The organism is Roseibium salinum, from assembly GCF_026240905.1.
Taxonomy (GTDB): domain Bacteria; phylum Pseudomonadota; class Alphaproteobacteria; order Rhizobiales; family Stappiaceae; genus Roseibium; species Roseibium salinum.
Map to the genome: position 1 here is coordinate 1,840,352 of NZ_JAPEVI010000003.1, position 20,745 is coordinate 1,861,096.

A 20,745-nucleotide genomic window follows, 5' to 3' on the forward strand; every position below is an offset into this window, starting at 1 on the left:
CAGGTGGAGAGGTTGAAAACCGGCAAGAAAGCGGCGTTGAACCGCTGCTGACGACATTAGGGGAAGAAAGGTTTCAGTCTTCGTTCCTTGCCTTGAGGGCCTCCAGGACGGCAAAGGGAGACGGCTTTTCTTCGCTTTTGTCCTCTTCGAGGGAATCATCCACTTCGCCGGCCTTGAATTCGACCCCCGGTTTGCGCGGGAACGGATCAAGCGACAATGCGATTTCCTCGCAGATGACGGCGCCCAGATCCAGAACGCCGTCGATGATGACATCCGGCGGATCAAGGGTTTCCAGATCGATCTCGATCTCCCCGTCCGCGTTCAGGTCCCGGGTCTTCGCCGGCCTGCTGGAATGGGGTTCGAAGGTGCGGTCCACATCAAGCCGCAACCGGCTGTCGAATGGCTCCAGCGACACGACGCAGGTCTGGGTAATGTCGGCGGTGATCGTTCCGACCACCCGCAGTCCGGCCTTGCGATAGGGCTTTAACCTGAAGTCCGCTTTCAGGTCGCTGATGGCGTCAAGATCGTAGGTCCCGGCAATCGCCTTCAGGCCGGCGGCGTCAGGCTCGACCACCATCTTGTGATCCTTGTCGACCACGCTGGCCGCATTCACCTTGAAGGAATAAGGGAAAGTGTCCGTTGCCATTGCTCTTTCTTTCTTTCACGCGTTCGGCGATCTTCACACCGGAAGGTCCTTGAATGCTTCCGGGTCCGGCCAGTCTATCTTTCCCCTCATCAGGTCTTGCGGGGACTGGCCGCTCAGGCGGCTTGCCGCTTCCAGCATATAATGGGCAAGACGCGTTTGTGCGACCGGCTCGGCATTGTCCGGATAGATATTGCGGCCGAGCGCTTCTGCCAGCTGGTCGACGTCGCCACTTTCGATTGGCGGCGTATAGACATCGGCGCGACCGTAAAAGGCCTCGCCCATGACCTTCACCTTCTTGGGCACGCGGGTGTCGCTGACACCCATTTCGCGCAACGAGGCGTCCATGTCCTGGAAGAAGAGGTCAAAGACGTTCTGGGAGAAGTCCGCAACCTCCTTTCCTTCGCCGCGCATGCGCCGGAAGTACAGCACCGCGTGAGCGACAATCATGTCGAACCGGCCGTCGATCGTATCGGGCACGAGAAAATCCGCGTAGAAAGCCGGCTGCCGCGCTTGAGCCACGATTTCACAATAGACCCTGTGCTCGGCGTCACGGGTCCGGCGGCGGAACAGGCCGAATAGCATGACCGTCTCCTTCACGATGAGAGGCGGCTAGGGCCCAGCCCTAGACTCAGGTGTTGTCATGTGCCCTATCCCACGATAGACACTTTGCCAAGCAACGAATGCAAGAGCAGCCGGACCTGTCCGGCGAAACAGGACTTCTTACATGAACTTCAAGGCGAGCGCCCTGTTCCTTCCGCTTCTGGTTACACTGCCGCTGGGGGGTGCTTCACCACCACCTATACACACGGGCATGTCATAACCTCCGACATGCTGAACCAGGTGCAGGTGGGCTCCAGCCGTGAACAGGTCGAACTGGTGCTCGGCTCGCCGTCGACGACATCCAGTTTGAACGGCGACGCCTATTACTACATTTCGCAAAAGACCGCGACGACCGCGTTCTTTGCGCCCGACATCGTCGAGCAGCGCGTGGTGGCCGTCTATTTCGACAAGGATGGCTACGCCCAGGATATCGGCAACTACACGCTGGAAGACGGCAAGATCGTCGATATCGTCACCCGCAAGACCCGCACGGGCGGTGCCGACTACGGCTTCCTGACCCAGATCCTGAAAGGCGCGACCAACCCGGGCCTCGGTCTTTAGGATCTTTCCTCAAGTCAGGTGCTGTCACCTGAAGGCGGAGACGCCTGCCGCGCCGGAATGCCGGATGGCGGCGAAGGCAGAATCCGTCGCTCCCAACAAAATACCCCGGCCAAGCGCAGCGCGAGCCGGGATCGGAAAGCCACAAGCCTTCCCTTCTATTCGATAGCCCTCGGTTCACCGATCCCGGATCTCCGCTTCGCTCTGTCCGGGATGACGAACTGAGGGTTTGTCATCAATCTAACCCCGGCCCAAAGGCCGGGGTTTTGTTTTCTGATCACCGGTGATCAGTGCGCCAGCACCGCCAGCAACAGCAGGGCGACGATGTTGGTGATCTTGATCATCGGGTTCACCGCAGGTCCGGCGGTGTCCTTATAAGGATCGCCGACCGTATCGCCGGTCACCGAAGCCTTATGCGCCTCGCTGCCCTTTTGGTGGGTAACGCCGTCCTTGTCGGTGAAGCCGTCCTCGAACGACTTCTTGGCGTTGTCCCAGGCACCGCCGCCCGCCGTCATGGAAATGGCGACGAAGAGGCCGGTCACGATCACGCCCAGCAGCATTGCCCCCAGAGCCGCGAAAGCGTCGGCGGGCGTTGCCACGGCACGCACCACGAAGAACACCACGATCGGCGACAACACCGGCAGCAGCGAAGGCACGATCATTTCCCTGATCGCGGCCTTGGTCAGCATGTCCACGGCGCGGCCGTAATCCGGCCGTTCCGTGCCCTCCATGATGCCCGGCTTTTCCTTGAACTGCCGGCGGACTTCCTCAACCACCGCCCCGGCAGCCCGGCCCACGGCTGTCATGGAAATGCCGCCGAAGAGATACGGCAACAGACCGCCGAACAGGAGCCCCGCCACCACGTATGGATTGGAGAGCGAGAACAGGGTGCTGACATCGATGCCGTAGAAGATCGAGCCTTCCGCCGCATTGCTTGAGAAGAACCTCAGGTCCTCCGTATAGGCAGCAAACAGCACCAGGGCCCCGAGGCCTGCGGAGCCGATCGCGTAGCCCTTGGTGACGGCCTTGGTGGTGTTGCCGACAGCATCCAGCGCGTCGGTCGTGGACCGGACTTCGGCCGGCAGATCGGCCATTTCCGCAATGCCGCCGGCGTTGTCCGTTACCGGGCCGAAGGCATCGAGCGCCACGACCATCCCGGCCAGGGCCAGCATCGTGGTGACGGCAATCGCAATGCCGAACAGGCCGGCAAAGGCATGGGTGACCAGAATACCGGCAATGATGACGAGCGCGGGAAGCGCCGTCGCTTCCAGCGAAATGGCGAGGCCCTGGATCACGTTGGTGCCGTGACCGGTCACCGACGCCTGGGCAATGGACCTCACGGGCCGGTATTGCGTGCCCGTGTAGTACTCGGTAACCCAGATGATCAGACCGGTGACGATCAGCCCGACGAGACCACAGATGAACAGGTCGAAGCCGGTGAAGGTCACGCCGCCGGACGTGGTGTATTCCGTCCCGGCGCCAAGCCAGCCGAAGATGATGATCCCCAGAGCGACCGCCGACAGCACAGCCGTGGCGATGAAGCCCTTGTAGAGAGCCCCCATGATCGAATTGTTCGCGCCGAGCTTGACGAAGAACGTACCGATGATGGACGTCACCACGCAGCTTGCACCGATCAGGAGCGGCAGAAGCATGAGTTCGAGCGCCTGCCCGCCGGTGAAGAAGATGGATGCCAGAACCATGGTGGCGACCACGGTCACCGCATAGGTTTCGAACAGGTCGGCAGCCATGCCGGCACAGTCGCCGACATTGTCGCCCACGTTATCGGCAATCGTCGCCGGGTTGCGCGGATCGTCCTCGGGAATGCCCGCTTCGACCTTGCCCACCAGATCGCCGCCAACGTCGGCACCCTTGGTGAAGATGCCGCCGCCGAGACGGGCGAAGATCGAAATCAGCGATGCGCCGAAACCGAGCGCCACCAGGGCATCGATGACGGTGCGGTCGGTCGGGTCGAGACCCATGCCGGCCGTCAGGACGGTGTAGTAGACCGCAACGCCAAGAAGCGCGAGGCCGGCAACCAAAAGGCCGGTGACGGCACCGGCTTTGAACGCGATTTCCAGTCCTGCCCCGAGGCTCTGGCTGGCCGCCTGGGCGGTGCGCACGTTGGCGCGGACGGAAACCATCATGCCGATGTAGCCGGCAGCACCTGAGAGAATGGCGCCGATCGCAAATCCTATCGCCGCGGGTCCGGAAAGCAAAATCCAGGCAAGTACGAAAACAACAGCTCCAACGATGGCAATGGTCGTGTATTGCCGGTTGAGATAAGCCCTGGCCCCTTCCTGGATCGCCTCGGCGATCTCCTGCATGCGGGCATTACCCGCATCCGCTGCCATGACGGACTGAATCGCCCACACGCCATAGGCGATGGACAAGAGGCCACAAAAAATGATGACGACAAGCTCGATCATACTTCCTCCCAAGACTGCGGCGGGAGGATCTTATTGTTCTTTTCACCCGCCAGGCTGCACCTCACGTCAATTCCCCAGCGTGAAGCGTCGACACGATAGCAGCAAAGCAGAGCGGCTCGTCAAGCTCTCACATTGTTTAATTTGACAGTTCCGTTACGGTATCATTTGACGCAGTGCAATAATTGCGCTGCGCCGACGAAACGGAATTTGGAAAGATACCTTAAGCGGTTGTAACTGCTTTTCTTTCAGCTACGACGAGCCAGCCGAGCAGACCGAGGCACAACAGCACGAACGGGAAGACAAGCACGTTCACCGTGCCCCAGCCGAACACGTTGAGCAGCGCACCCGAGGAAAAAGACGCCGTTGCGACGAATCCGAACACCAGGAAATCATTGGTGGCCTGGACCAGATTCCGTTCCTCCGGCCGATAGGTGTCGGTAAGCATCGCCGTTGCCCCGATGAAGCCGAAATTCCAGCCGAGGCCGAGCAGTACGAGAGCGGTCCAGAAGTGGGCCAGCTCCACCCCCATCAGCGCGACGATCGAACAGCCGGCCAACAGGGCGAGCCCGATGGAGACGATGCGTTCCTTGCCGAAGCGGGCGATCAGGTTGCCGGTGAAGAAGCTGGGACCGAACATGGCCAGCACATGCCATTGGATACCGAGAGCGGCATCGTTTTCGCTCAGGCCGCAAGCGATCATCGCCAGCGGCGTGGCGGTCATCACGAGGCTCATGAGCGCGTAGGAACAGATGCCGCAGGCGGCGGCCACGATGAAGCGCGGCTGCGCCATGATCTGCCTCAGCGGGCGCCCGCCCGCCTGGGCATGTGTCTGCCGGGGCGGTATGGGAATCCTGATGAAGGCGAGGAGGCAGAACGCGACGAGAGCCAGCCCGGCCTGCGCCAGGTAGGTCCCCGCAAACAGGATCGGTTCGAACAGGTCCTTCGTGGCGATGACGGTCTGCGGGCCGACGATGCCCGCCAGGACCCCACCGGCAAGAACCCAGGAAATCGCCTTCGGCTTGAACGCATCGCTTGCCGTGTCCGCGGCGGCGAAGCGGTATTGCTGCACGAAGGCTCCCGCGAGGCCGCCCATGCACAGGGCAAGTGAAAACAACAGAAACTCATCCCGGAACATGGCATATGAGGCCAGCAGACCGGACAGGACGCCAAGAAGGGCGGCCCCCATGAACCCTGCCCGGCGGCCGAAACGGCGCATGATCATTCCGGCAGGTATTGTCCCGAAGGCCGTGCCCAGAACCATCGCCGAGACCGGCAGCGTGGCAAGCGACTTGTCCTCCTCCAGCATCATGTAGCCGGCCAGCGGCCCGGTTGCGATCACGATGGAAGCCGATGCTCCACCGAGGGCCTGGGCCAGCGCAAGAAGCAGCGCATTGCGCTTGGCCAGGCGATCGTCAACAAAGGAGTCCGGTGTTACGGCTGTCATCGGTCATGTCTCTGAACAGGTGAATCCGGAAGGAAGTGGATTTTACCGGTATCACGTCGCAGCGGGAATTTGAAACAGGAAGCTGTTCAAATGTTGCACGGTACAGCGCGCCACCCGGCACTTGGACGCGTTCAGAAATGCCGGAAGCCGCCGCCCGTAGACAAGTCCAGCGATTGACCGGCATCGTGAAGACGGACGGTGCCACTGCCCTCTTCCACCAGCCCGACTTCCGTGACGGGGCAACCGGCGGCAGCTGCGGCTTTCTGAAAGGCCGCGGCTTTGTCTTTTGAGACACTCGCAAGGATCTCGTAGTCGTCCCCGCCATTGAAGCAGCGCATAAACTCGTGGCGGGCGTTCATCTTGAGACGCTGAAGCGCGCCGGACAGCGGCACTTTCGAAAGATCGATCGAGAGACCGACACCGGAGGCCCGTGCCATATGCGCGCTATCGGCAATGAGCCCGTCGGATATGTCCATTGCCGCGGTGGCAAAGCCGGTCACCGGTCCGGCCAGTCCGGTCCGCGGGCGGGGCAGCAGGTAGCGGTTCAGGATGTGACGTTCTTCGTCCTGCGTGAGGTCGTGCACCCGGCTGAAGTCCGGATCAAGCCGTGCGTGCAGGCCGGCCGCCGCATCTCCGATCGTCCCGCTGACGAACAGTATGTCGCCGGGCCTTGCCCCTGACCGGCGTACGGCCTTGCCGGTGTCGACCTCACCGATCGCGGTGATGGACACCTGGAGCCCGTTTGAGGAGCGGATCGTGTCGCCGCCCAGGAGATGAACCCCATACGCCTGCTGGTCGGCCGCCAGGCCGTTGCAGAACCGCGCCACCCAGCCTTCCGTCCAATCGGCTGGCAGGGCCAGCCCCATCAGGTAGCCGCGCGGGCGGGCGCCCTTGGCGGCAAGGTCCGACAGGTTGACCCGCAGCGCCTTTGCAGCGATCGCCTCCGGCGCATCATCGGCGAAGAAGTGGACGTCCGCGGCAAGCATGTCCTTGGTCAGGACAAGGTCGACCCCCGGTCTGGGCGTCAGGACGGCCGCGTCATCGGTCAGGCCCAGACTGCCGGGATCTTTCGCCAGCGGCGCAAAGTACCGTCTGATGAGCTCAAACTCGCCAGGCCGGCCGTCGTCCATGATCAGGAACTGCCGTCCGCGTCCCTGGCGTCGAACTCCGCATCGCGCAGTTCATGCGCCAGCCGGTCCAGCACGCCGTTGACGAGGCCCGGTTCGTCATCCTCGAAGAAGGCTTTGGCGACGTCGATATATTCCGAGATGATCACCTTGGCGGGAACATCCTTGCGGCGCAGAAGCTCATAGGAGCCCGAGCGCAGGATAGCCCGCAGCAGGCTGTCGATCCGCTTCAGCGGCCAGTCCTCGGTCAGCGCGGTGTGGATATAGGGATCCAGAAACTTCTGATCGTGAACGACGCCGGAGACGATATTCTTGAACCACTGCTCGTCGGCTTCGCGGTATTGCGCACCGTCGATCTCCTTGCCGAGACGGAAGGCGGTGAACTCGCTGATGACGCTGGCAAGCGATGCGCCGCCCACGTCCATCTGGTAAAGAGCCTGGACCGCAGCGAGACGCGCAACGCCTCGCTTGTTCGCGGGGCGTACAGTCTTAGCCGGTTGTTCCGGGTCGGCCTTTCCGGTCATATTTCTTACGCTCCAAGCCGTTCGCGCAGGGCAATCATGTCGAGGGCCGCCTGAGCTGCGGCGCCGCCCTTGTTCTTCTCGTCCACCTTCGCACGGGCCCATGCCTGCGCACTGTTTTCAACGGTGAGAATACCATTTCCAACGGCCAGGTCCGCATCCACGATAAGATCCATGATGGCGCGGTTCGATTCATTGGCGACAATGTCGTAGTGAGAGGTCTCGCCGCGGATAACGGCCCCCAGCAGAACGAAACCGTCATAGAAGTCACCGTTGTTTTCCATTGCGGTCATGGCCATTGAAAGCGCTGCCGGGATCTCGAGCACGCCGGGAACGGCAATCCGGTCGTAGGCAGCCCCTGCCGCTTCGAGCGTCTTGATCGCGCCCTCTGCGAGCGCGTCGGCCAGTTCCGTATAGAAGCGGGCTTCGATGATCAGAAGTTTCGGTGCAGCGCTCATGGGTCTAGAATCCTTTGAAGGGCCGCGACAGGAACCACGTCTGCCCCGGTTTGTCCAGTCTCATTCGTAAGGGACCGCTGGAACCCGGCAACAATGTGCCGCCAGGAAGACGCGGCTGACGATCATAGCTCGTTTCGATGATGTAGGGACCGTCTCCCCTACCCGGTCTTTGCGAATTCCGCAAGACGCGCCGCGTAGCGGGCCATCATGTCGACTTCAAGGTTGATCTTGTCTCCCGCCTGGCGCTCGGACCACGTGGTCACCTCCAGCGTATGCGGAATGAGGAAGACGGAAAACAGCAGACCGTCCACCTCGTTGACCGTCAGGGACGTGCCGTCGAGCGCAACCGAGCCCTTCTTTGCGATGAAGCGCGCCGCTTCTCCTGGCGCTTCGAACTGGAAATAGACGGAATCGGGATGGTCCTCGCGTCTGGTCACTGTTGCCAGACCATCAACGTGACCCAGAACCAGATGACCGCCAAGTTCCGCCCCCATGGTCAGCGACCGCTCCAGATTGACCTTCTGCCCCACCTTCCAGTTGGAAACGGTCGTCAAGGCCAGGGTCTCGGCGGCAGATTCCACGTCGAACCAGTTGCCCTCGGGGCTGTTTCCCTTGGCCGTCACGGTATGACAAACACCGGCACAGGCGATCGAGGCGCCGATATCGAAGGTCTCCGTATCATAGGCGGTGCGGATGCGCGTCCGTTTGCCGGCCGGAATGTCTTCGATGGAAAGGATTTCGCCGAGGTCGGTCACAATACCGGTAAACATGTCAGGCTCCACGCCGTCTGAGATAGATGAAACTGTCGTCACCGAACCTGCCGGCATCGACCCGCCCAAATTTGGGGTCTTTCAGGACATCCGCAAGATCGAGACCGTGCAGGGCCGCTATGCCATCGTTGCCGATGACGATATTGCCCGTGACGACACACAGGTCATCAACCAGATCCGCCGCCAGGAAGGACGAGGCAATTCTCGCACCGCCCTCGACCATCAGCCGGGTGACGCCGCGCGTTGCCAGTGCGCTGAGAATGACGGAGGGCTCTATGCCGGCGGCTGACGCGGGGACGCGGATGATATGCACACCGGCGGCCGCCAGGTCCCGGATCCTGTCCGGATCGGCATCATTGGCGCAGACCAGCCAGACCGGCACATCCACGCAGCTTTTCACGAGCTGCGAGTCCACCGGGAGGCGTGCACACCGGTCGACAATCACCCTGACGGGAGAGCGGTCGGCGAGGCCGGGCAGCCGGCAGGTCAGCTGCGGATCATCTTCCAGCGCCGTTCCGGATCCGATCAGGATGGCGTCGTGTTCGGCCCGGAAGCCGTGCACCTTGCGCATGGAGAGCGGCCCGGAGATCTTGATCTGGCCATCTCCCGCCCGGCCGATGTAACCGTCCTGCGACACGGCCAGCTTGAGAAAGACATGCGGCCGCTGGCGGCGCTGGCGCAGTGTGAAGCCGTGATAGAGCACCTTCACGGCCGCTTCGCGCACGCCGACGGTAACGTCGACCCCGGCCTCCCGCAGCATCTCCACACCGCGTCCGGCGACGCGCGGATTTGGGTCCAGCATGCCCACGACGACGCGTTTGATCCCCGCATCGACCAGGGCCAGCGCGCAGGGCGGCGTGCGGCCATAGTGGGAGCACGGCTCAAGCGTCACGTAGCATGTGGCCCCCCGGGCCTGTTCTCCCGCATGATTGAGGGCGTTCACTTCCGCATGAGCCATGCCCGGCCGCGAGGTAACGCCGCGCCCGACCAGCACCGGCCCGCCGCTTTCTTCACGCACGATCAGGGCTGCCACGGAGGGATTTGGCCACACGCGCCCAAGCCCGCGACGGGCCAGGCGTTCGGCGGCGGCCATGAAACGCTCGTCAAGATTGGAAATGGCTGACATGAAAGACCAGTCGCAACAGATCAGTTGTTTTTCAGCAGATGACCTTCCGGATCGCTGAGCTCGTCCAGAAGCGCCTCAAAGTCTTTGGCTTCGCGAAAGTTCTTGTAAACGGAAGCAAAGCGCACATAGGCGACGTCATCGATGGCCTTCAGCCCCTCCATGACGTGATTGCCGATGGTTTCGGCGGTGACTTCGTTCTCGCCGGAACTTTCCAGCTGCCGGACGATGCCGCTGACCATGCGCTCGATCTTTTCCGGGTCCACGGGCCGCTTGCGAACGGCGATCTGCACCGACCGCATCAGCTTTTCCCGGTCGAAGGGAACCCTGCGGCCGGAGCGTTTCAGCACCAGAAGCTCGCGCAGTTGAACCCGTTCGAATGTCGTAAAGCGGCCGCCGCAGGTGTTGCAGATCCTGCGGCGGCGGATGGCGGTATTGTCCTCGGTCGGGCGGGAATCCTTGACCTGGGTTTCCTCGCCGCCGCAAAACGGACATCTCATTTTTCTTAGCTCCTGACCGAGCCGGTATTATCCCCCGTAAATCGGGAACCGGTTTGTCAGTGCTTCTACCTTGGCTTTGACGGCCGCTTCAACTGCCGCGTTGCCCTCTTCACTGTTTGCGGCCTTCAAACCGTCCAACACTTCCGTGATCAGCAGGCCGACTTCGCGGAATTCCGCCACGCCGAAGCCGCGCGTCGTCGCCGCGGGCGTGCCGAGGCGGACACCGGAGGTGACGAAGGGTTTTTCCGGGTCGAAGGGAATGCCGTTCTTGTTGCAGGTGATGTTGGCGCGGCCGAGCGACTTTTCAGCAACCTTGCCCGTGGCGTTTTTCGGACGCAGGTCCACCAGCATCAGGTGATTGTCGGTGCCGCCGGAGACGATGTTGAGCCCCTGCTCTTTCAGAACCTCGGCGAGCGCCTTGGCGTTTTCGGTGACCGCGCGGGCATAGGTCTTGAATTCCGGCTGCAGCGCTTCCTTGAAGGCAACCGCCTTCGCCGCGATGACATGCATCAGCGGACCGCCCTGAAGACCCGGGAAGACGGCGGAATTCATCTTCTTGGCGATGTCCTCGTCATTAGTGAGGATCATGCCGCCGCGCGGGCCGCGCAGGGACTTGTGGGTCGTCGTGGTGACCACATGGGCATGGGGAAGCGGAGACGGATGCACGCCGCCGGCGACAAGACCCGCGATATGCGCCATGTCGACCATCAGGTAAGCACCGATGCTGTCGGCGATCTCACGGAACTTCTTCCAATCCCAGATACGGGAATAGGCAGTGCCGCCTGCCAGGATCAGCTTCGGCTTGTGTTCGTTGGCAAGGCGCTCGACCTCTTCCATGTCGAGCAGGTGATCGTTCTGGCGCACGCCATAGGAAACCACATTGAACCACTTGCCGGACATGTTGACCGGGGAACCGTGCGTCAGGTGACCGCCGGAATTCAGGTCAAGGCCCATGAAGGTGTCGCCCGGCTGCAGCAGCGCCAGGAACACGGCCTGGTTCATCTGGCTGCCGGAATTGGGCTGAACGTTCGCGAAATTGCAATCGAACAGTTGCTTGGCCCGCTCGATCGCCAGGGTTTCGACGATGTCGGCAAATTCGCAGCCGCCGTAGTAGCGCTTGCCCGGGTAACCTTCGGCATATTTGTTGGTGAAGATCGATCCCTGGGCCTCCAGTACGGCGCGGGAGACGATGTTCTCGGACGCGATCAACTCGATTTCATGCTGCTGACGGCCAAGTTCCTTTTCGATGGTGTCGAAAATGTCCGGGTCCGCCTCAGCCAGACTGCGGGTGAAGAAACCGGACTGCGCGGACTGACCGGAGCTTTCCATCAAAGACATTTCGCCATCCTTTTATTCTTGTGAAAAAACGGGGCATGGGCGATGCGGACTTCGCCGGGCGTCGTCTGACCGCCTTGCCAACTGAGGCGAGGGATTAACATAAGGCCGGCCAAGAACCAAGGGTCTTACCGACGCGCGCCGATTTGAAAACGACTTCGAGGGTCATCCGGGCATGTTTTCCGGGCTGTGCGGAAGGGTATGTTTCAAGAGGAATGCCTGCCGGCGCACTGCAGGCTTTTCCTTCCGGTCATTTGCCAGGCTCGCACCGCCTCTACGGCGGCTCGAGGCGCCTTGGATCAATACAGGCTTCGGCCGAAGGACCCCGCGGCTCAATAGAGCGTCGGGTCGGATTGCGGTGCGGAAGATGGATTTTCCTGTGCGATGCGGCGCTGCAATTTGCGAACGGCGACGCGTTTCAGGTCTTCCCGGGACGCCGAAGCGGGACCGAATATGGAGACCTCGATACCTGTTGCGGCATCGATTGCGGTCACCTGCACCTGGTGACCGACCGGACGGAATTCGAGATAGATCTCGCCTGGCCGCGGATCGCGACTCATGACCTTGCCTCCCTGCATGGAAGCAGTCAGAATCCACGAAACGCCGGCCTTATCAAGGTCGGCGTTTCGCTAAACATGCCAGTCAGATGCAACCGGGCCGGCATTTCGTCACAGACGGGCCTGGCTCTCGCTCGCATAGAAGAGATCGTCCCGGTCGTAAATGTCGTCCCGGAAGTGGATCACGCCGTCCGCATTCGCCCATGCCGTCACATAGGTGAGATAGAGAGGGATCTGCGTCTTCAGCTTGACGTCTTCGCGTTCAGCGCTGCGAATGACGCCATCCACACGGGACCGATCCCAATCGGGTGTCGTCGATTCCAGCAGCCAGGTGACCAGCTCACGAACATTCTGCACCCGTACACAGCCGGACGAGTGAAAGCGGTAGTCTTCGCCGAACAGGGTCTTGGACGGCGTGTCGTGCAGATAGACCTGGTGCTCGTTGTGGAAGTTGATGCGGACGGAGCCGAGCGAGTTTTCCGCACCAGGATCCTGGGTAAAGCGGTACTGCGTCGCCTCGTCCGTGTTCCAGTCGATCTGCTGCCACGCGAGTTCGTTGCCGTGCCAGTCGAATATCCGGATCTTGTTCTTGGCCAGGTATTCCGGGTCCTGCTTCATTTTCGGGATCAGGTCCTTGCGGATGATCGAAACGGGAACCGTCCAGTACGGGTTGAAGTTGAGTTCGTAGATCTTGCTGTTCAGGATCGGCGTCTGGCGGTCGATCTTGCCGACAACCGCCGTGTGCCGCGAGCGGACCCGGCCGTCTTCAACCGCTTCGATTTCCGCCGCCGGAATGTTGACCATCACGTAGCGGTCGCCAAGAAAGCCCGACATGGATTTCATGCGCACGAGGTTGGTTTCCAGCTGACGCAGCCGAACATCCGCCGGAATGTTGAGCGTCTGAACCGTCGTCTCCCCCATGACGCCGTCCGGGATCAGCCCGTGGCGCAACTGAAAGCGGCGCAGGGCTGCATCCACGTAGGAGTCGAACGTATCGGAAAGGCCGGCGTGCTGCTCCAGGTCGCCGGAAGCCATCAGGCGGCGGCGCAATTCGACGACGCGCGGGTCCTTGGCGCCGATCCGCAGATCCTTGCCGCCGGGTGTGACCGTTCCCCAGCCGCCGCTCTGAACGATGCGCTGATAGCGATCGATTGCCACGGCGATATAGTCGGCCGTCTGGGGCGACAGGGTCGGTTCGGACGAATTCACTTCCGTGATGTTTTCGGTCGCGATGTCGAAATTGTCAGTCCACTCGAGACCCTGCTGGTTCTGCCGGAGGGACTGCATCGCGGTCTGTGCACTGGCCTGGCCGCTTGCCAACATAGGCACGGCGATCCCAAGAGCGCACAGGCTCATCAGCGTCTGCCGCTTGGCGACATTCAGGTGAAGCTTTATCCCGAACGGATGGGAAAAAAGGTTCATTGGCAACCCCATTTTGCTACATTTCTCGCACGGATTTTTGCTCTTGTGCCTTTGGCGCGGCCACACAAAAACGGACCGCTGCCGCTCCTGCTCCGATTCCTAACGGATGGGAGTTAACAAATCGCATGATTCCTTAACCATCTTTTTCCGGGAACGCGGTCAAATTACATTTCATTGTGACCTAAAGATGTCAGGAACGCCGCCCTCATAAGGTGTGGCCGACTTCCAGTCCAGTATTTTGGCCGTTTTTCACACGATTGAAGCACAAGTTCGCGTCAAGATATGTGACGGAGTCCGGCCTTGAACCCAAGATGTTCCAAAACGCAGAAGGCACCGCCCGGTGGGCGGTGCCTTGTCATCTGAATGTGCCGCGAAATTTCACAGGCGGTAAAGAATCTGGTCGGTCCAGAAACGTTCCAGCCGGCGCAGGGATTTGTTCAGGAAAACGAAATCCTCCGGACCGATTTCACCAACCTGTTCCACGGACAGAATGTGGCGTTCATAGAGATCGTTGACGATCTTCGCCACTTCCTGGCCCTTGTCGGTCAGGCTCACGCGGACGGACCGGCGGTCCATGCGGGAACGTTGATGATGGATGTAGCCGGTTTCGACCAGTTTCTTCAAATTGTAGGAAACGTTCGACCCCAGGTAGTAACCACGGGTCCGCAGCTCACCTGCCGTGAGCTCGGCATCGCCGATGTTGAACAGCAGCAGTGCCTGTACGCTGTTGACATCTGACCGGCCCATGCGGTCGAACTCGTCCTTGATAACGTCGAGAAGACGCCTGTGCAGCCGCTCAACGAGCGTAAGAGCCTCAAGGTAAAGCGGTTTGATTTCCGCTTCTTCCGATTGACCCGGTGCAACAGCGTCAACTGCCCTACTTGCGGTGATCATGTGATTGCGCCTCTTGTAGTACCTGTCGTTCGACGGATATTGTTCCCGCCTTGACCTGCAATCTAACCGAGCGATTCTAAGATCCGCTTAAGAGATACGCTGAATCATTGGTTAATTCCCACAGGGCCTTTTAACGGCCCATTTAAGATTTCGTTTACGTTTCGCCGCGCAGGAACTTCACGATCCCGGAGAAATCCTGGCTTTCCCCGCCCGAGTTGCAGAAAAGCGCATAAAGAGAGGCGGCTTCCGCGCCCAGAGGCGTCGCGGCGCCGGACGATCCTGCAGCTTCCTGGGCCAGTTTCAGATCCTTCAGCATCATGGCAGCGGCAAAGCCGGGCTGGTAGTCCCGGTTGGCCGGAGAGGACGGAACCGGACCCGGCACCGGGCAATAGGAGGTCAACGACCAGCACTGCCCCGAGGCGGTGGAGGAGATGTCGAACAGCTTCTGTGCATCCAGTCCGAGCTTTTCCGCGAGCACGAAAGCCTCGCACACCCCGATCATGGAAATGCCGAGAAGCATGTTGTTGCAGATCTTGGCGGCCTGACCGGTGCCGGCCCCGCCGGCATGCACGATCGTCTTGCCCATGACCTCGAGGAAGGGCCTTGCCGCCTCAAAGGCGCTGTCGGCGCCGCCGACCATGAATGTCAACGTGCCGGCCGCCGCCCCGGCAACGCCCCCGGAGACCGGCGCGTCGACCATCGGCATGTCGCTTTCCTCCGCGGCCTTGCTGACCACGCGCGCGCTTTCGACATCGATTGTTGAGGAATCGATCAGGAGCGTACCCGGTCTGGCAGTTTCCAGAATGCCGCCTTCGCCCTGATAGATCTGGCGCACATGCTTGCCGGCCGGCAGCATCGTCACGATGACGTCGGCGGCAGCGGCAAGCTCACCTATGCTGACCGCCTTTTCGCCGCCTGCCTCGGCATGGGCGGCCATGGCCGCTTCGGACAGGTCGAAGCCCAGGACCCTGTGCCCCGCCTTTACCAGATTGATGGCCATCGGCCCGCCCATATTGCCGAGACCGACAAATCCGACTGTGCTTGCCATTGTTTCCTCCCAAAAGAAATTTCGCGTTGTCATCGAGATCTGTTGATCGGTTCCCTTGAAGCTGTCCACGAGCAGCTTCACAATTCGATTCAAGCCGGTTCAGCCCGCGGCTTCCCGATTCTCCCTGCCCATCAGATAGGCCAGCAGGGCAAAGATCGCGATGGTCAGCAGGTAGAACGTGATCTCATAAGGCCTGCGGCCGTAAAGATCGGAAAAGGCCGTGTGCATGACGATCTGGCAGAAGCAGCGGAACAGCCACATCACCGTGCCCCAGGTTACGGTCAGCCACAGCCCCGTGGCCGCGACCAGATCCAGAACGGCGAAAAAGACGATGGCCCCCTGCAGGGCGAGCGGCATTTCCCAGAACCAGAACCCGCGCCATTCGACGACGCCGATGATGCGTGCCCAATAGATGACGCCGCCCGCAAACAGCAGGATCGCGATGCCGCGCAGATACCAGATCAGAACGGTGCTCCAGGGCGGGCGGGTTTCTATCAGGTCCTGAAAGCTGGTGATCATGGCCGGTCCGGGTTCGGGAAAGAATCAGGTTGCGGCCAGCGGAAGATCTCCGCCGGACGGTTCCTGGAAATACGACGCCAAGTCCCCGCTGTCCACTTGTCCTAACTGTGAAGGGGACCACTGCGGGTTCTGATCCTTGTCGACCAGTACCGCGCGCACGCCTTCGAAGAAATCCCTGCCCTCAAGAATGTGGCACACGATCCGGTATTCAAGCCGCATGCACTCGTTGAAGCTGAGCTCCGGCCCGCGCTTCATCTGTTCGAACGCAATCAGCACGCTGGTCGGAGATTTCTCGCGGATCGTTCGGGCCGTCTTGTGAGCGAATTCACTGTCCGCCGCGTCCAGCCGGCTCAGGATGTCTGCAACCATGTCGCCCGAGAAGGCCTGGTCGATCAGGTCCGCATTCTCACTCACCACTCCCTTTTCGGGACTGACGAGATAGGAAGCCAGAGCAGCGTCAATATCGGCGGCGGTTTCAAGCGACCGTTCAAGGTCGGCCAATGAGCTTTCAGCGACCGCGTGGGTGAGCACACCGGTCTCCAGCGCATCGCCCTGCTTCATCCGGCCGCCGCTCAAGGCGCAATAGACGCCAGCCCTTTTCGGCATGCGCGGCAAGAACCAGGTGCCGCCCACATCGGGAAAGAAGCCGATCCCCGTCTCGGGCATGGCAAAGAGGGTCTTTTCCGTTCCGAGCCGGTGGCTGCCATGAACCGACACGCCGACCCCACCGCCCATGACGATGCCGTTGACCAGGGCAATATAGGGCTTGGGATAGGCCTTGATCTGTGCGTTGAGCAGATATTCATCGCGGAAAAAGGCGCTGAGGCCGCTCGCCTTGCCCGCTTGGCGGGCGTCGTAGATGCTGCGGATATCGCCGCCGGCGCAAAAGGCCTTGTCCCCTGCCCCGCTGATGACGACATGGGCGACGGTCGGGTCCTGCGCCCATCGCGTCAGCTGTTCGCCGAGCAGCTTGACCATGTCGTGACTAAGTGCATTCAGCGCCTTGGGCCGGTTCAGGGTAACAAATCCGGCCCTGCCGCGTTTTTCAAAAAGGATCTCGTCACTCACAGCGCCGCCTCACAAAACAGAGTCATTTCAAAGGACAGGTTCAAAGACTTCGCCTACTGATTCAAGAGCTGGCGGGCGATAATCAGCCGCATGATCTCGTTGGTGCCCTCCAGGATCTGGTGAACCCGGACATCGCGGAAATACCGCTCGATCGGATAGTCGCGCAGATAGCCGTAACCCCCGTGGAGCTGCAGCGACTCGTTGACGACGTTGAAGCCTGTATCCGTGGCGAGGCGCTTGGCCATGGCAGCCAGCTTGGTCGCCTCGGGCGATTTCGCATCGACGGCCGCGGCGGCCTTGTGGAGCAGCAAGCGGGCCGCTTCCAGCTCGGTCGCCATATCCGCCAGGCGGAATTGCAGGGCCTGGAATTCGGCGATCGGTTTGCCGAACTGCTTGCGCTCCTTCACATACGTGAGAGCATGATCGAGGCAAGCCTGGGCCGCGCCGAGGGAACAGGCGCCGATATTCAGCCGCCCGCCATCGAGGGCCGCCATGGCGATCCGGAACCCCTGGCCCTCGGAGCCGACCAGATTGGCTTTCGGCACCCGGCAGTCCTGGAAATTGACCTGGGCTGTCGGCTGGCTCTTCCAGCCGAGCTTGACCTCGTTGGCGCCGAAACTCAGGCCCGGCGTGCCCTTTTCCACCAGAAGGCAGGAAACGCCCGAAGGCCCGTCCCCGCCGGTGCGCACCATCACCGCGTAAAGGTCACTCACCCCGCCGCCGGAAATGAACGCCTTCGAGCCGTTGAGGATGTAATGATCGCCGTCGTCCTTCGCGCTGGTGCGCAGGCCGGCCGCGTCCGATCCGGAGCCGGGCTCGGTCAGGCAGTAGCTGGTCAGCAGTTCCATGGTGCACAGCCTCGCCAGATATTTCCGGCGAAGTTCTTCGGATCCGTAAGTGTCGATGATCCAGGCAACCATGTTGTGAATGGAGATATAGGCGGCCGTCGATGTGCAGCCTTTGGAAAGTTCTTCGAAAATCAGCGCCGCGTCCAGGCGCGTGAGGGCGGATCCGCCGACATCTTCCTTCACATAGATGCCGCCGAAGCCGAGTTCGGCGGCCTTGCGCAGGGTCGGGATCGGGAAATGGCTGTCCTCGTCCCACTTTGCGGCATGGGGCGCCAATTCGTCCCGCGAGAAATTTGCGGCCATGGCCTGAAAGGCGCGCTGATCTTCGTTCAGAGAAAAGTCCACGATTGTCCTCCCAAGTGCGGATGAGACCCTGGCATCGCCATTGGGTCTGCTTCGCGAAAGCTTCCGGTCACCATTGGCGCCGCACTAAATCACATTTGACGCAAACGTCAAACAATCTATTTTTCGTTTTTAATTTCAGTTGTTTTTCATAATGTTGGAATGCGTCAATCTGCGTGATAGATTGGCGGCCCAAATTCACAAGAATGCCTTTTGTCATTCCCATCACCAAGCAGGCAGGGGCCCATGCCGTCCAAATCTCCGCTACCGCCGATCACCTCCGACGACATGGACAAGCTGCTGGGCGGCATACGTATGCGGCGGAACCGCCAGACGGACTGGTCGCGCCGGCTGGTGCGCGAGAATGTCGTGACGGTGGACGACCTGATCTGGCCGATCTTCCTGGTCGACGGCGAAAGGGTCCGCCAGCCCGTAGCGTCCATGCCCGATGTCTACCGGCTGTCCGTGGACGAGGCGGTCCGGGAAGCGGAACGCGCGGCCGACCTCGGTATTCCGGCCATGGCGCTGTTTCCCTTTACCGACCCGGCCCTCAGGGACGAGGCCGGCTCGGAAGCCCTGAACTCCAACAACCTCACCTGCCGCGCCCTGCGGGCGATCAAGGCCAAAGGCCTCAATCTCGGTCTCATGACCGATGTGGCGCTCGACCCCTATACCAGCCACGGCCATGACGGACTGATGGAGGGGGAGACGATCCTCAATGACGAGACCGTCGATCAGCTCTGCCGTCAGGCGCTGGTTCAGGCCGAAGCCGGGTCGGATGTCATTGCCCCGTCCGACATGATGGACGGCCGTATCGGCGCCATTCGCGAGTCGCTTGATTCCCAGGGCTTCCGCGGCACCCAGATCATGGCCTATTCAGCCAAATACGCCTCGGCATTCTACGGCCCGTTCCGCGATGCGGTCGGTTCGTCGGGAACGTTGAAGGGAAACAAGCTCACCTACCAGATGGATCCGGCCAACACGGACGAGGCGCTGCGCGAGGCGGAGCTCGACATCGCGGAAGGCGCCGACATGATCATGGTGAAGCCGGGCATGCCCTATCTCGACATCGTCCGCCGTCTCAAGGACGCATTCCGGGTTCCGACCTATGCCTATCAGGTGTCGGGGGAATACGCGATGATCAGGGCGGCCGCGGCCAATGGCTGGCTGGACGACGAGCGCGCCATGTTCGAGAGCCTTCTGGCCTTCAAGCGCGCGGGCGCTGACGGCATATTGACCTATTTCGCACCGAAGGTTGCCGAAATGCTGGCGCGCGGGAAATGACCGGCGCGGCTCCAAATGCTGCGGACCAGGTTTCCTTCGAACGGATCCAGGAGGCTGCCGCGCTCATCAAGGGAGCCGTTCTGGAAACCCCGTGCCTGCCTGCCCCGCGCCTTTCCCAGCTGACCGGCGCGGAGATCTACGTCAAATACGAGAACATGCAGGTCACCGGTTCGTTCAAGGAACGCGGGGCGCTGGTCAAGCTCTCCAGCCTGAGCCCGGACGAAAAAGCCGGCGGCGTCATTGCCGTTTCGGCGGGCAACCATGCGCAAGGGGTCTCCTACAACGCCGGACGGCTCGGCATCCCGGCCACCATCGTGATGCCCGTGCTGACACCCTTCGTCAAAATCGCGGCGACACGCGGCTATGGCGCCGAGGTGGTTCTGGCGGGCAACACGCTCGCCGAGGCCAAGGCGGAGGCCGACCGGCTGGCCAAGGAGCGCGGTCTCGTCTGGGTGCACCCCTATGACGACGCCGATGTGATCAACGGCCAGGGCACGATCGCCGCCGAGATGCTCGCCAGCCAGCCGGATCTCGACGTGCTTGTCGTCCCGATCGGCGGCGGCGGCCTCATCGCCGGAATGGCGACCGCGGCCAAGGCGATCAAGCCGTCCGTGGAAGTCATCGGCGTGGAGACGGCGCTCTATCCGGGCATGTGGGGCGCGTTTCACGGCAAGGAAGTGCGCTGCGAAGGCGCGACCATTGCCGAAGGCATCGCCGTGCGCGACATCGGCGACCTGACGACCGCGGTCGTCAAAGCAAGCGTCGACGACATCCTGCTGGTCTCTGAGACGAGCATCGAACAGGCGATCAACGCCTATCTCACTATGCAGCGGACGATTGCCGAAGGCGCGGGCGCGGCCGGCCTGGCCGGTCTGCTGAGCGACCGGGAACGCTTTGCGGGAAAACGAACCGGGCTTGTCCTCACCGGGGGCAATATCGACCCGCGGCTTCTGTCCAAGATCGTCGTTCGGGAACTTGCCCGCGACGGCCGCCTGGTCTCGATCCGCATCGATACGCCGGACCGCCCGGGGGTCCTGGGCGAAATCGCAACGGTGATCGGCGACATGCAGGGCAACGTGGTTGACGTGGAACACCACCGGCTGTTCCTGAACGTTCCCGCCAAGGGCGCGACGCTGGACGTCACGTTCGAGGCGTTCGACAGGCCTCATGGCGAGCGCGTCGTCGCCGCCCTTCGCGACAGGGGTTTCGTGGTGCGCTACCTGGAAATCGGGGAACGTATGGACTGACACAGCGT

21 protein-coding genes are annotated in these 20,745 nt (G+C 61.5%); 3 read left to right on the plus strand and 18 right to left on the minus strand.

The genetic code is table 11. The features are described 5' to 3' along the window. Positions 1-73 precede the first annotated feature (73 nt). On the minus strand, positions 74-646 hold the full coding sequence (locus ON753_RS13065; RefSeq protein ID WP_265963070.1) for a YceD family protein: 573 nt from the start codon (positions 644-646) through the stop codon (positions 74-76). A gap of 33 nt (positions 647-679) precedes the next feature. After that, positions 680-1,228, minus strand: coding sequence for a ubiquinol-cytochrome C chaperone family protein (locus ON753_RS13070; RefSeq protein WP_265963072.1), 549 nt, complete (start codon positions 1,226-1,228; stop codon positions 680-682). Positions 1,229-1,474: 246 nt separating this feature from the next. On the opposite strand from ON753_RS13070, the gene ON753_RS13075 reads away from it, so the two are divergent. Continuing rightward, entirely contained in the window at positions 1,475-1,807 is a 333-nt protein-coding gene (locus ON753_RS13075; protein ID WP_265963073.1) for an outer membrane protein assembly factor BamE, read from the plus strand. A 284-nt stretch (positions 1,808-2,091) separates the two neighbouring features. Here the strand turns inward: ON753_RS13075 and ON753_RS13080 are convergent, their stop codons facing one another. The 16 genes from ON753_RS13080 to ON753_RS13155 all read right to left on the minus strand — a co-directional run bounded on the left by ON753_RS13080 (position 2,092) and on the right by ON753_RS13155 (position 18,209). Continuing rightward, positions 2,092-4,230, minus strand: a complete 2,139-nt coding sequence (locus ON753_RS13080) for a sodium-translocating pyrophosphatase (RefSeq protein WP_265963074.1) — start codon at positions 4,228-4,230, stop codon at positions 2,092-2,094. Between the two features lie 220 nt (positions 4,231-4,450). Continuing rightward, complete coding sequence (locus tag ON753_RS13085) at positions 4,451-5,674, minus strand: MFS transporter (RefSeq protein ID WP_265963076.1); 1,224 nt, start codon at positions 5,672-5,674, stop codon at positions 4,451-4,453. 131 nt (positions 5,675-5,805) lie between these two features. After that, on the minus strand, positions 5,806-6,804 hold the full coding sequence (gene thiL, locus ON753_RS13090) for a thiamine-phosphate kinase (protein ID WP_265963078.1): 999 nt from the start codon (positions 6,802-6,804) through the stop codon (positions 5,806-5,808). 2 nt (positions 6,805-6,806) lie between these two features. Then, positions 6,807-7,325, minus strand: a complete 519-nt coding sequence (gene nusB, locus ON753_RS13095) for a transcription antitermination factor NusB (RefSeq protein WP_265963080.1) — start codon at positions 7,323-7,325, stop codon at positions 6,807-6,809. A 5-nt stretch (positions 7,326-7,330) separates the two neighbouring features. After that, the gene (ribH, locus tag ON753_RS13100) at positions 7,331-7,780 is read right to left on the minus strand and encodes a 6,7-dimethyl-8-ribityllumazine synthase (protein ID WP_265963081.1); all 450 of its coding nucleotides are present in this window, start codon (positions 7,778-7,780) and stop codon (positions 7,331-7,333) included. 158 nt (positions 7,781-7,938) lie between these two features. Continuing rightward, positions 7,939-8,550: a riboflavin synthase gene (locus ON753_RS13105; RefSeq protein ID WP_265963082.1), complete on the minus strand. Its 612-nt coding sequence runs from the start codon at positions 8,548-8,550 to the stop codon at positions 7,939-7,941. Between the two features lies 1 nt (position 8,551). Next, the gene (gene ribD, locus ON753_RS13110; RefSeq protein ID WP_265963083.1) at positions 8,552-9,676 is read right to left on the minus strand and encodes a bifunctional diaminohydroxyphosphoribosylaminopyrimidine deaminase/5-amino-6-(5-phosphoribosylamino)uracil reductase RibD; all 1,125 of its coding nucleotides are present in this window, start codon (positions 9,674-9,676) and stop codon (positions 8,552-8,554) included. A gap of 20 nt (positions 9,677-9,696) precedes the next feature. Beyond that, on the minus strand, positions 9,697-10,173 hold the full coding sequence (gene nrdR / locus ON753_RS13115; RefSeq protein ID WP_265963085.1) for a transcriptional regulator NrdR: 477 nt from the start codon (positions 10,171-10,173) through the stop codon (positions 9,697-9,699). Between the two features lie 27 nt (positions 10,174-10,200). Further along, positions 10,201-11,511: a serine hydroxymethyltransferase gene (gene glyA, locus ON753_RS13120; protein WP_265963087.1), complete on the minus strand. Its 1,311-nt coding sequence runs from the start codon at positions 11,509-11,511 to the stop codon at positions 10,201-10,203. A 329-nt stretch (positions 11,512-11,840) separates the two neighbouring features. Continuing rightward, entirely contained in the window at positions 11,841-12,068 is a 228-nt protein-coding gene (locus ON753_RS13125; protein WP_265963089.1) for a DUF6898 family protein, read from the minus strand. 108 nt (positions 12,069-12,176) lie between these two features. Next, the gene (locus ON753_RS13130) at positions 12,177-13,487 is read right to left on the minus strand and encodes a L,D-transpeptidase family protein (RefSeq protein ID WP_265963091.1); all 1,311 of its coding nucleotides are present in this window, start codon (positions 13,485-13,487) and stop codon (positions 12,177-12,179) included. Positions 13,488-13,865: 378 nt separating this feature from the next. After that, the gene (gene ldtR / locus ON753_RS13135; protein ID WP_265963093.1) at positions 13,866-14,381 is read right to left on the minus strand and encodes a transcriptional regulator LdtR; all 516 of its coding nucleotides are present in this window, start codon (positions 14,379-14,381) and stop codon (positions 13,866-13,868) included. Between the two features lie 154 nt (positions 14,382-14,535). Continuing rightward, positions 14,536-15,462, minus strand: coding sequence for a 3-hydroxyisobutyrate dehydrogenase (gene mmsB, locus ON753_RS13140; RefSeq protein ID WP_265963094.1), 927 nt, complete (start codon positions 15,460-15,462; stop codon positions 14,536-14,538). A 66-nt stretch (positions 15,463-15,528) separates the two neighbouring features. Next, complete coding sequence (locus tag ON753_RS13145; RefSeq protein WP_265963095.1) at positions 15,529-15,948, minus strand: DUF6163 family protein; 420 nt, start codon at positions 15,946-15,948, stop codon at positions 15,529-15,531. Between the two features lie 24 nt (positions 15,949-15,972). After that, positions 15,973-17,016 (minus strand): enoyl-CoA hydratase/isomerase family protein, encoded by a 1,044-nt coding sequence (locus tag ON753_RS13150; RefSeq protein WP_265963096.1) that lies wholly within the window; start codon positions 17,014-17,016, stop codon positions 15,973-15,975. Positions 17,017-17,069: 53 nt separating this feature from the next. Beyond that, the gene (locus tag ON753_RS13155; RefSeq protein ID WP_265963097.1) at positions 17,070-18,209 is read right to left on the minus strand and encodes an isobutyryl-CoA dehydrogenase; all 1,140 of its coding nucleotides are present in this window, start codon (positions 18,207-18,209) and stop codon (positions 17,070-17,072) included. Positions 18,210-18,452: 243 nt separating this feature from the next. Between ON753_RS13155 and hemB the strand changes: the two genes are divergently transcribed. After that, positions 18,453-19,490 (plus strand): porphobilinogen synthase, encoded by a 1,038-nt coding sequence (gene hemB, locus ON753_RS13160; protein ID WP_377046941.1) that lies wholly within the window; start codon positions 18,453-18,455, stop codon positions 19,488-19,490. Further along, positions 19,487-20,737, plus strand: a complete 1,251-nt coding sequence (locus tag ON753_RS13165) for a threonine ammonia-lyase (protein WP_265963098.1) — start codon at positions 19,487-19,489, stop codon at positions 20,735-20,737. Before hemB ends, ON753_RS13165 begins: the two co-directional genes overlap by 4 nt. The last annotated feature ends 8 nt before the right edge of the window (positions 20,738-20,745 follow it).

What these genes read in the sequence shown, in the direction of transcription:
- ON753_RS13080 (WP_265963074.1), bottom strand. Translation starts at nt 4,230, where the DNA reads ATGATCGAGCTTGTCGTCATCATTTTTTGTGGCCTCTTGTCCATCGCC.
- ON753_RS13085 (WP_265963076.1), bottom strand. Translation starts at nt 5,674, where the DNA reads ATGACAGCCGTAACACCGGACTCCTTTGTTGACGATCGCCTGGCCAAG.
- ribH (WP_265963081.1), bottom strand. Translation starts at nt 7,780, where the DNA reads ATGAGCGCTGCACCGAAACTTCTGATCATCGAAGCCCGCTTCTATACG.
- ON753_RS13075 (WP_265963073.1), top strand. Translation starts at nt 1,475, where the DNA reads ATGCTGAACCAGGTGCAGGTGGGCTCCAGCCGTGAACAGGTCGAACTG.
- nrdR (WP_265963085.1), bottom strand. Translation starts at nt 10,173, where the DNA reads ATGAGATGTCCGTTTTGCGGCGGCGAGGAAACCCAGGTCAAGGATTCC.
- thiL (WP_265963078.1), bottom strand. Translation starts at nt 6,804, where the DNA reads ATGGACGACGGCCGGCCTGGCGAGTTTGAGCTCATCAGACGGTACTTT.
- mmsB (WP_265963094.1), bottom strand. Translation starts at nt 15,462, where the DNA reads ATGACAACGCGAAATTTCTTTTGGGAGGAAACAATGGCAAGCACAGTC.
- ldtR (WP_265963093.1), bottom strand. Translation starts at nt 14,381, where the DNA reads ATGATCACCGCAAGTAGGGCAGTTGACGCTGTTGCACCGGGTCAATCG.
- ON753_RS13130 (WP_265963091.1), bottom strand. Translation starts at nt 13,487, where the DNA reads ATGAACCTTTTTTCCCATCCGTTCGGGATAAAGCTTCACCTGAATGTC.
- ON753_RS13165 (WP_265963098.1), top strand. Translation starts at nt 19,487, where the DNA reads ATGACCGGCGCGGCTCCAAATGCTGCGGACCAGGTTTCCTTCGAACGG.
- ON753_RS13070 (WP_265963072.1), bottom strand. Translation starts at nt 1,228, where the DNA reads ATGCTATTCGGCCTGTTCCGCCGCCGGACCCGTGACGCCGAGCACAGG.
- nusB (WP_265963080.1), bottom strand. Translation starts at nt 7,325, where the DNA reads ATGACCGGAAAGGCCGACCCGGAACAACCGGCTAAGACTGTACGCCCC.
- hemB (WP_377046941.1), top strand. Translation starts at nt 18,453, where the DNA reads ATGCCGTCCAAATCTCCGCTACCGCCGATCACCTCCGACGACATGGAC.
- ON753_RS13125 (WP_265963089.1), bottom strand. Translation starts at nt 12,068, where the DNA reads ATGAGTCGCGATCCGCGGCCAGGCGAGATCTATCTCGAATTCCGTCCG.
- ON753_RS13105 (WP_265963082.1), bottom strand. Translation starts at nt 8,550, where the DNA reads ATGTTTACCGGTATTGTGACCGACCTCGGCGAAATCCTTTCCATCGAA.
- ribD (WP_265963083.1), bottom strand. Translation starts at nt 9,676, where the DNA reads ATGTCAGCCATTTCCAATCTTGACGAGCGTTTCATGGCCGCCGCCGAA.
- ON753_RS13065 (WP_265963070.1), bottom strand. Translation starts at nt 646, where the DNA reads ATGGCAACGGACACTTTCCCTTATTCCTTCAAGGTGAATGCGGCCAGC.
- ON753_RS13145 (WP_265963095.1), bottom strand. Translation starts at nt 15,948, where the DNA reads ATGATCACCAGCTTTCAGGACCTGATAGAAACCCGCCCGCCCTGGAGC.
- glyA (WP_265963087.1), bottom strand. Translation starts at nt 11,511, where the DNA reads ATGTCTTTGATGGAAAGCTCCGGTCAGTCCGCGCAGTCCGGTTTCTTC.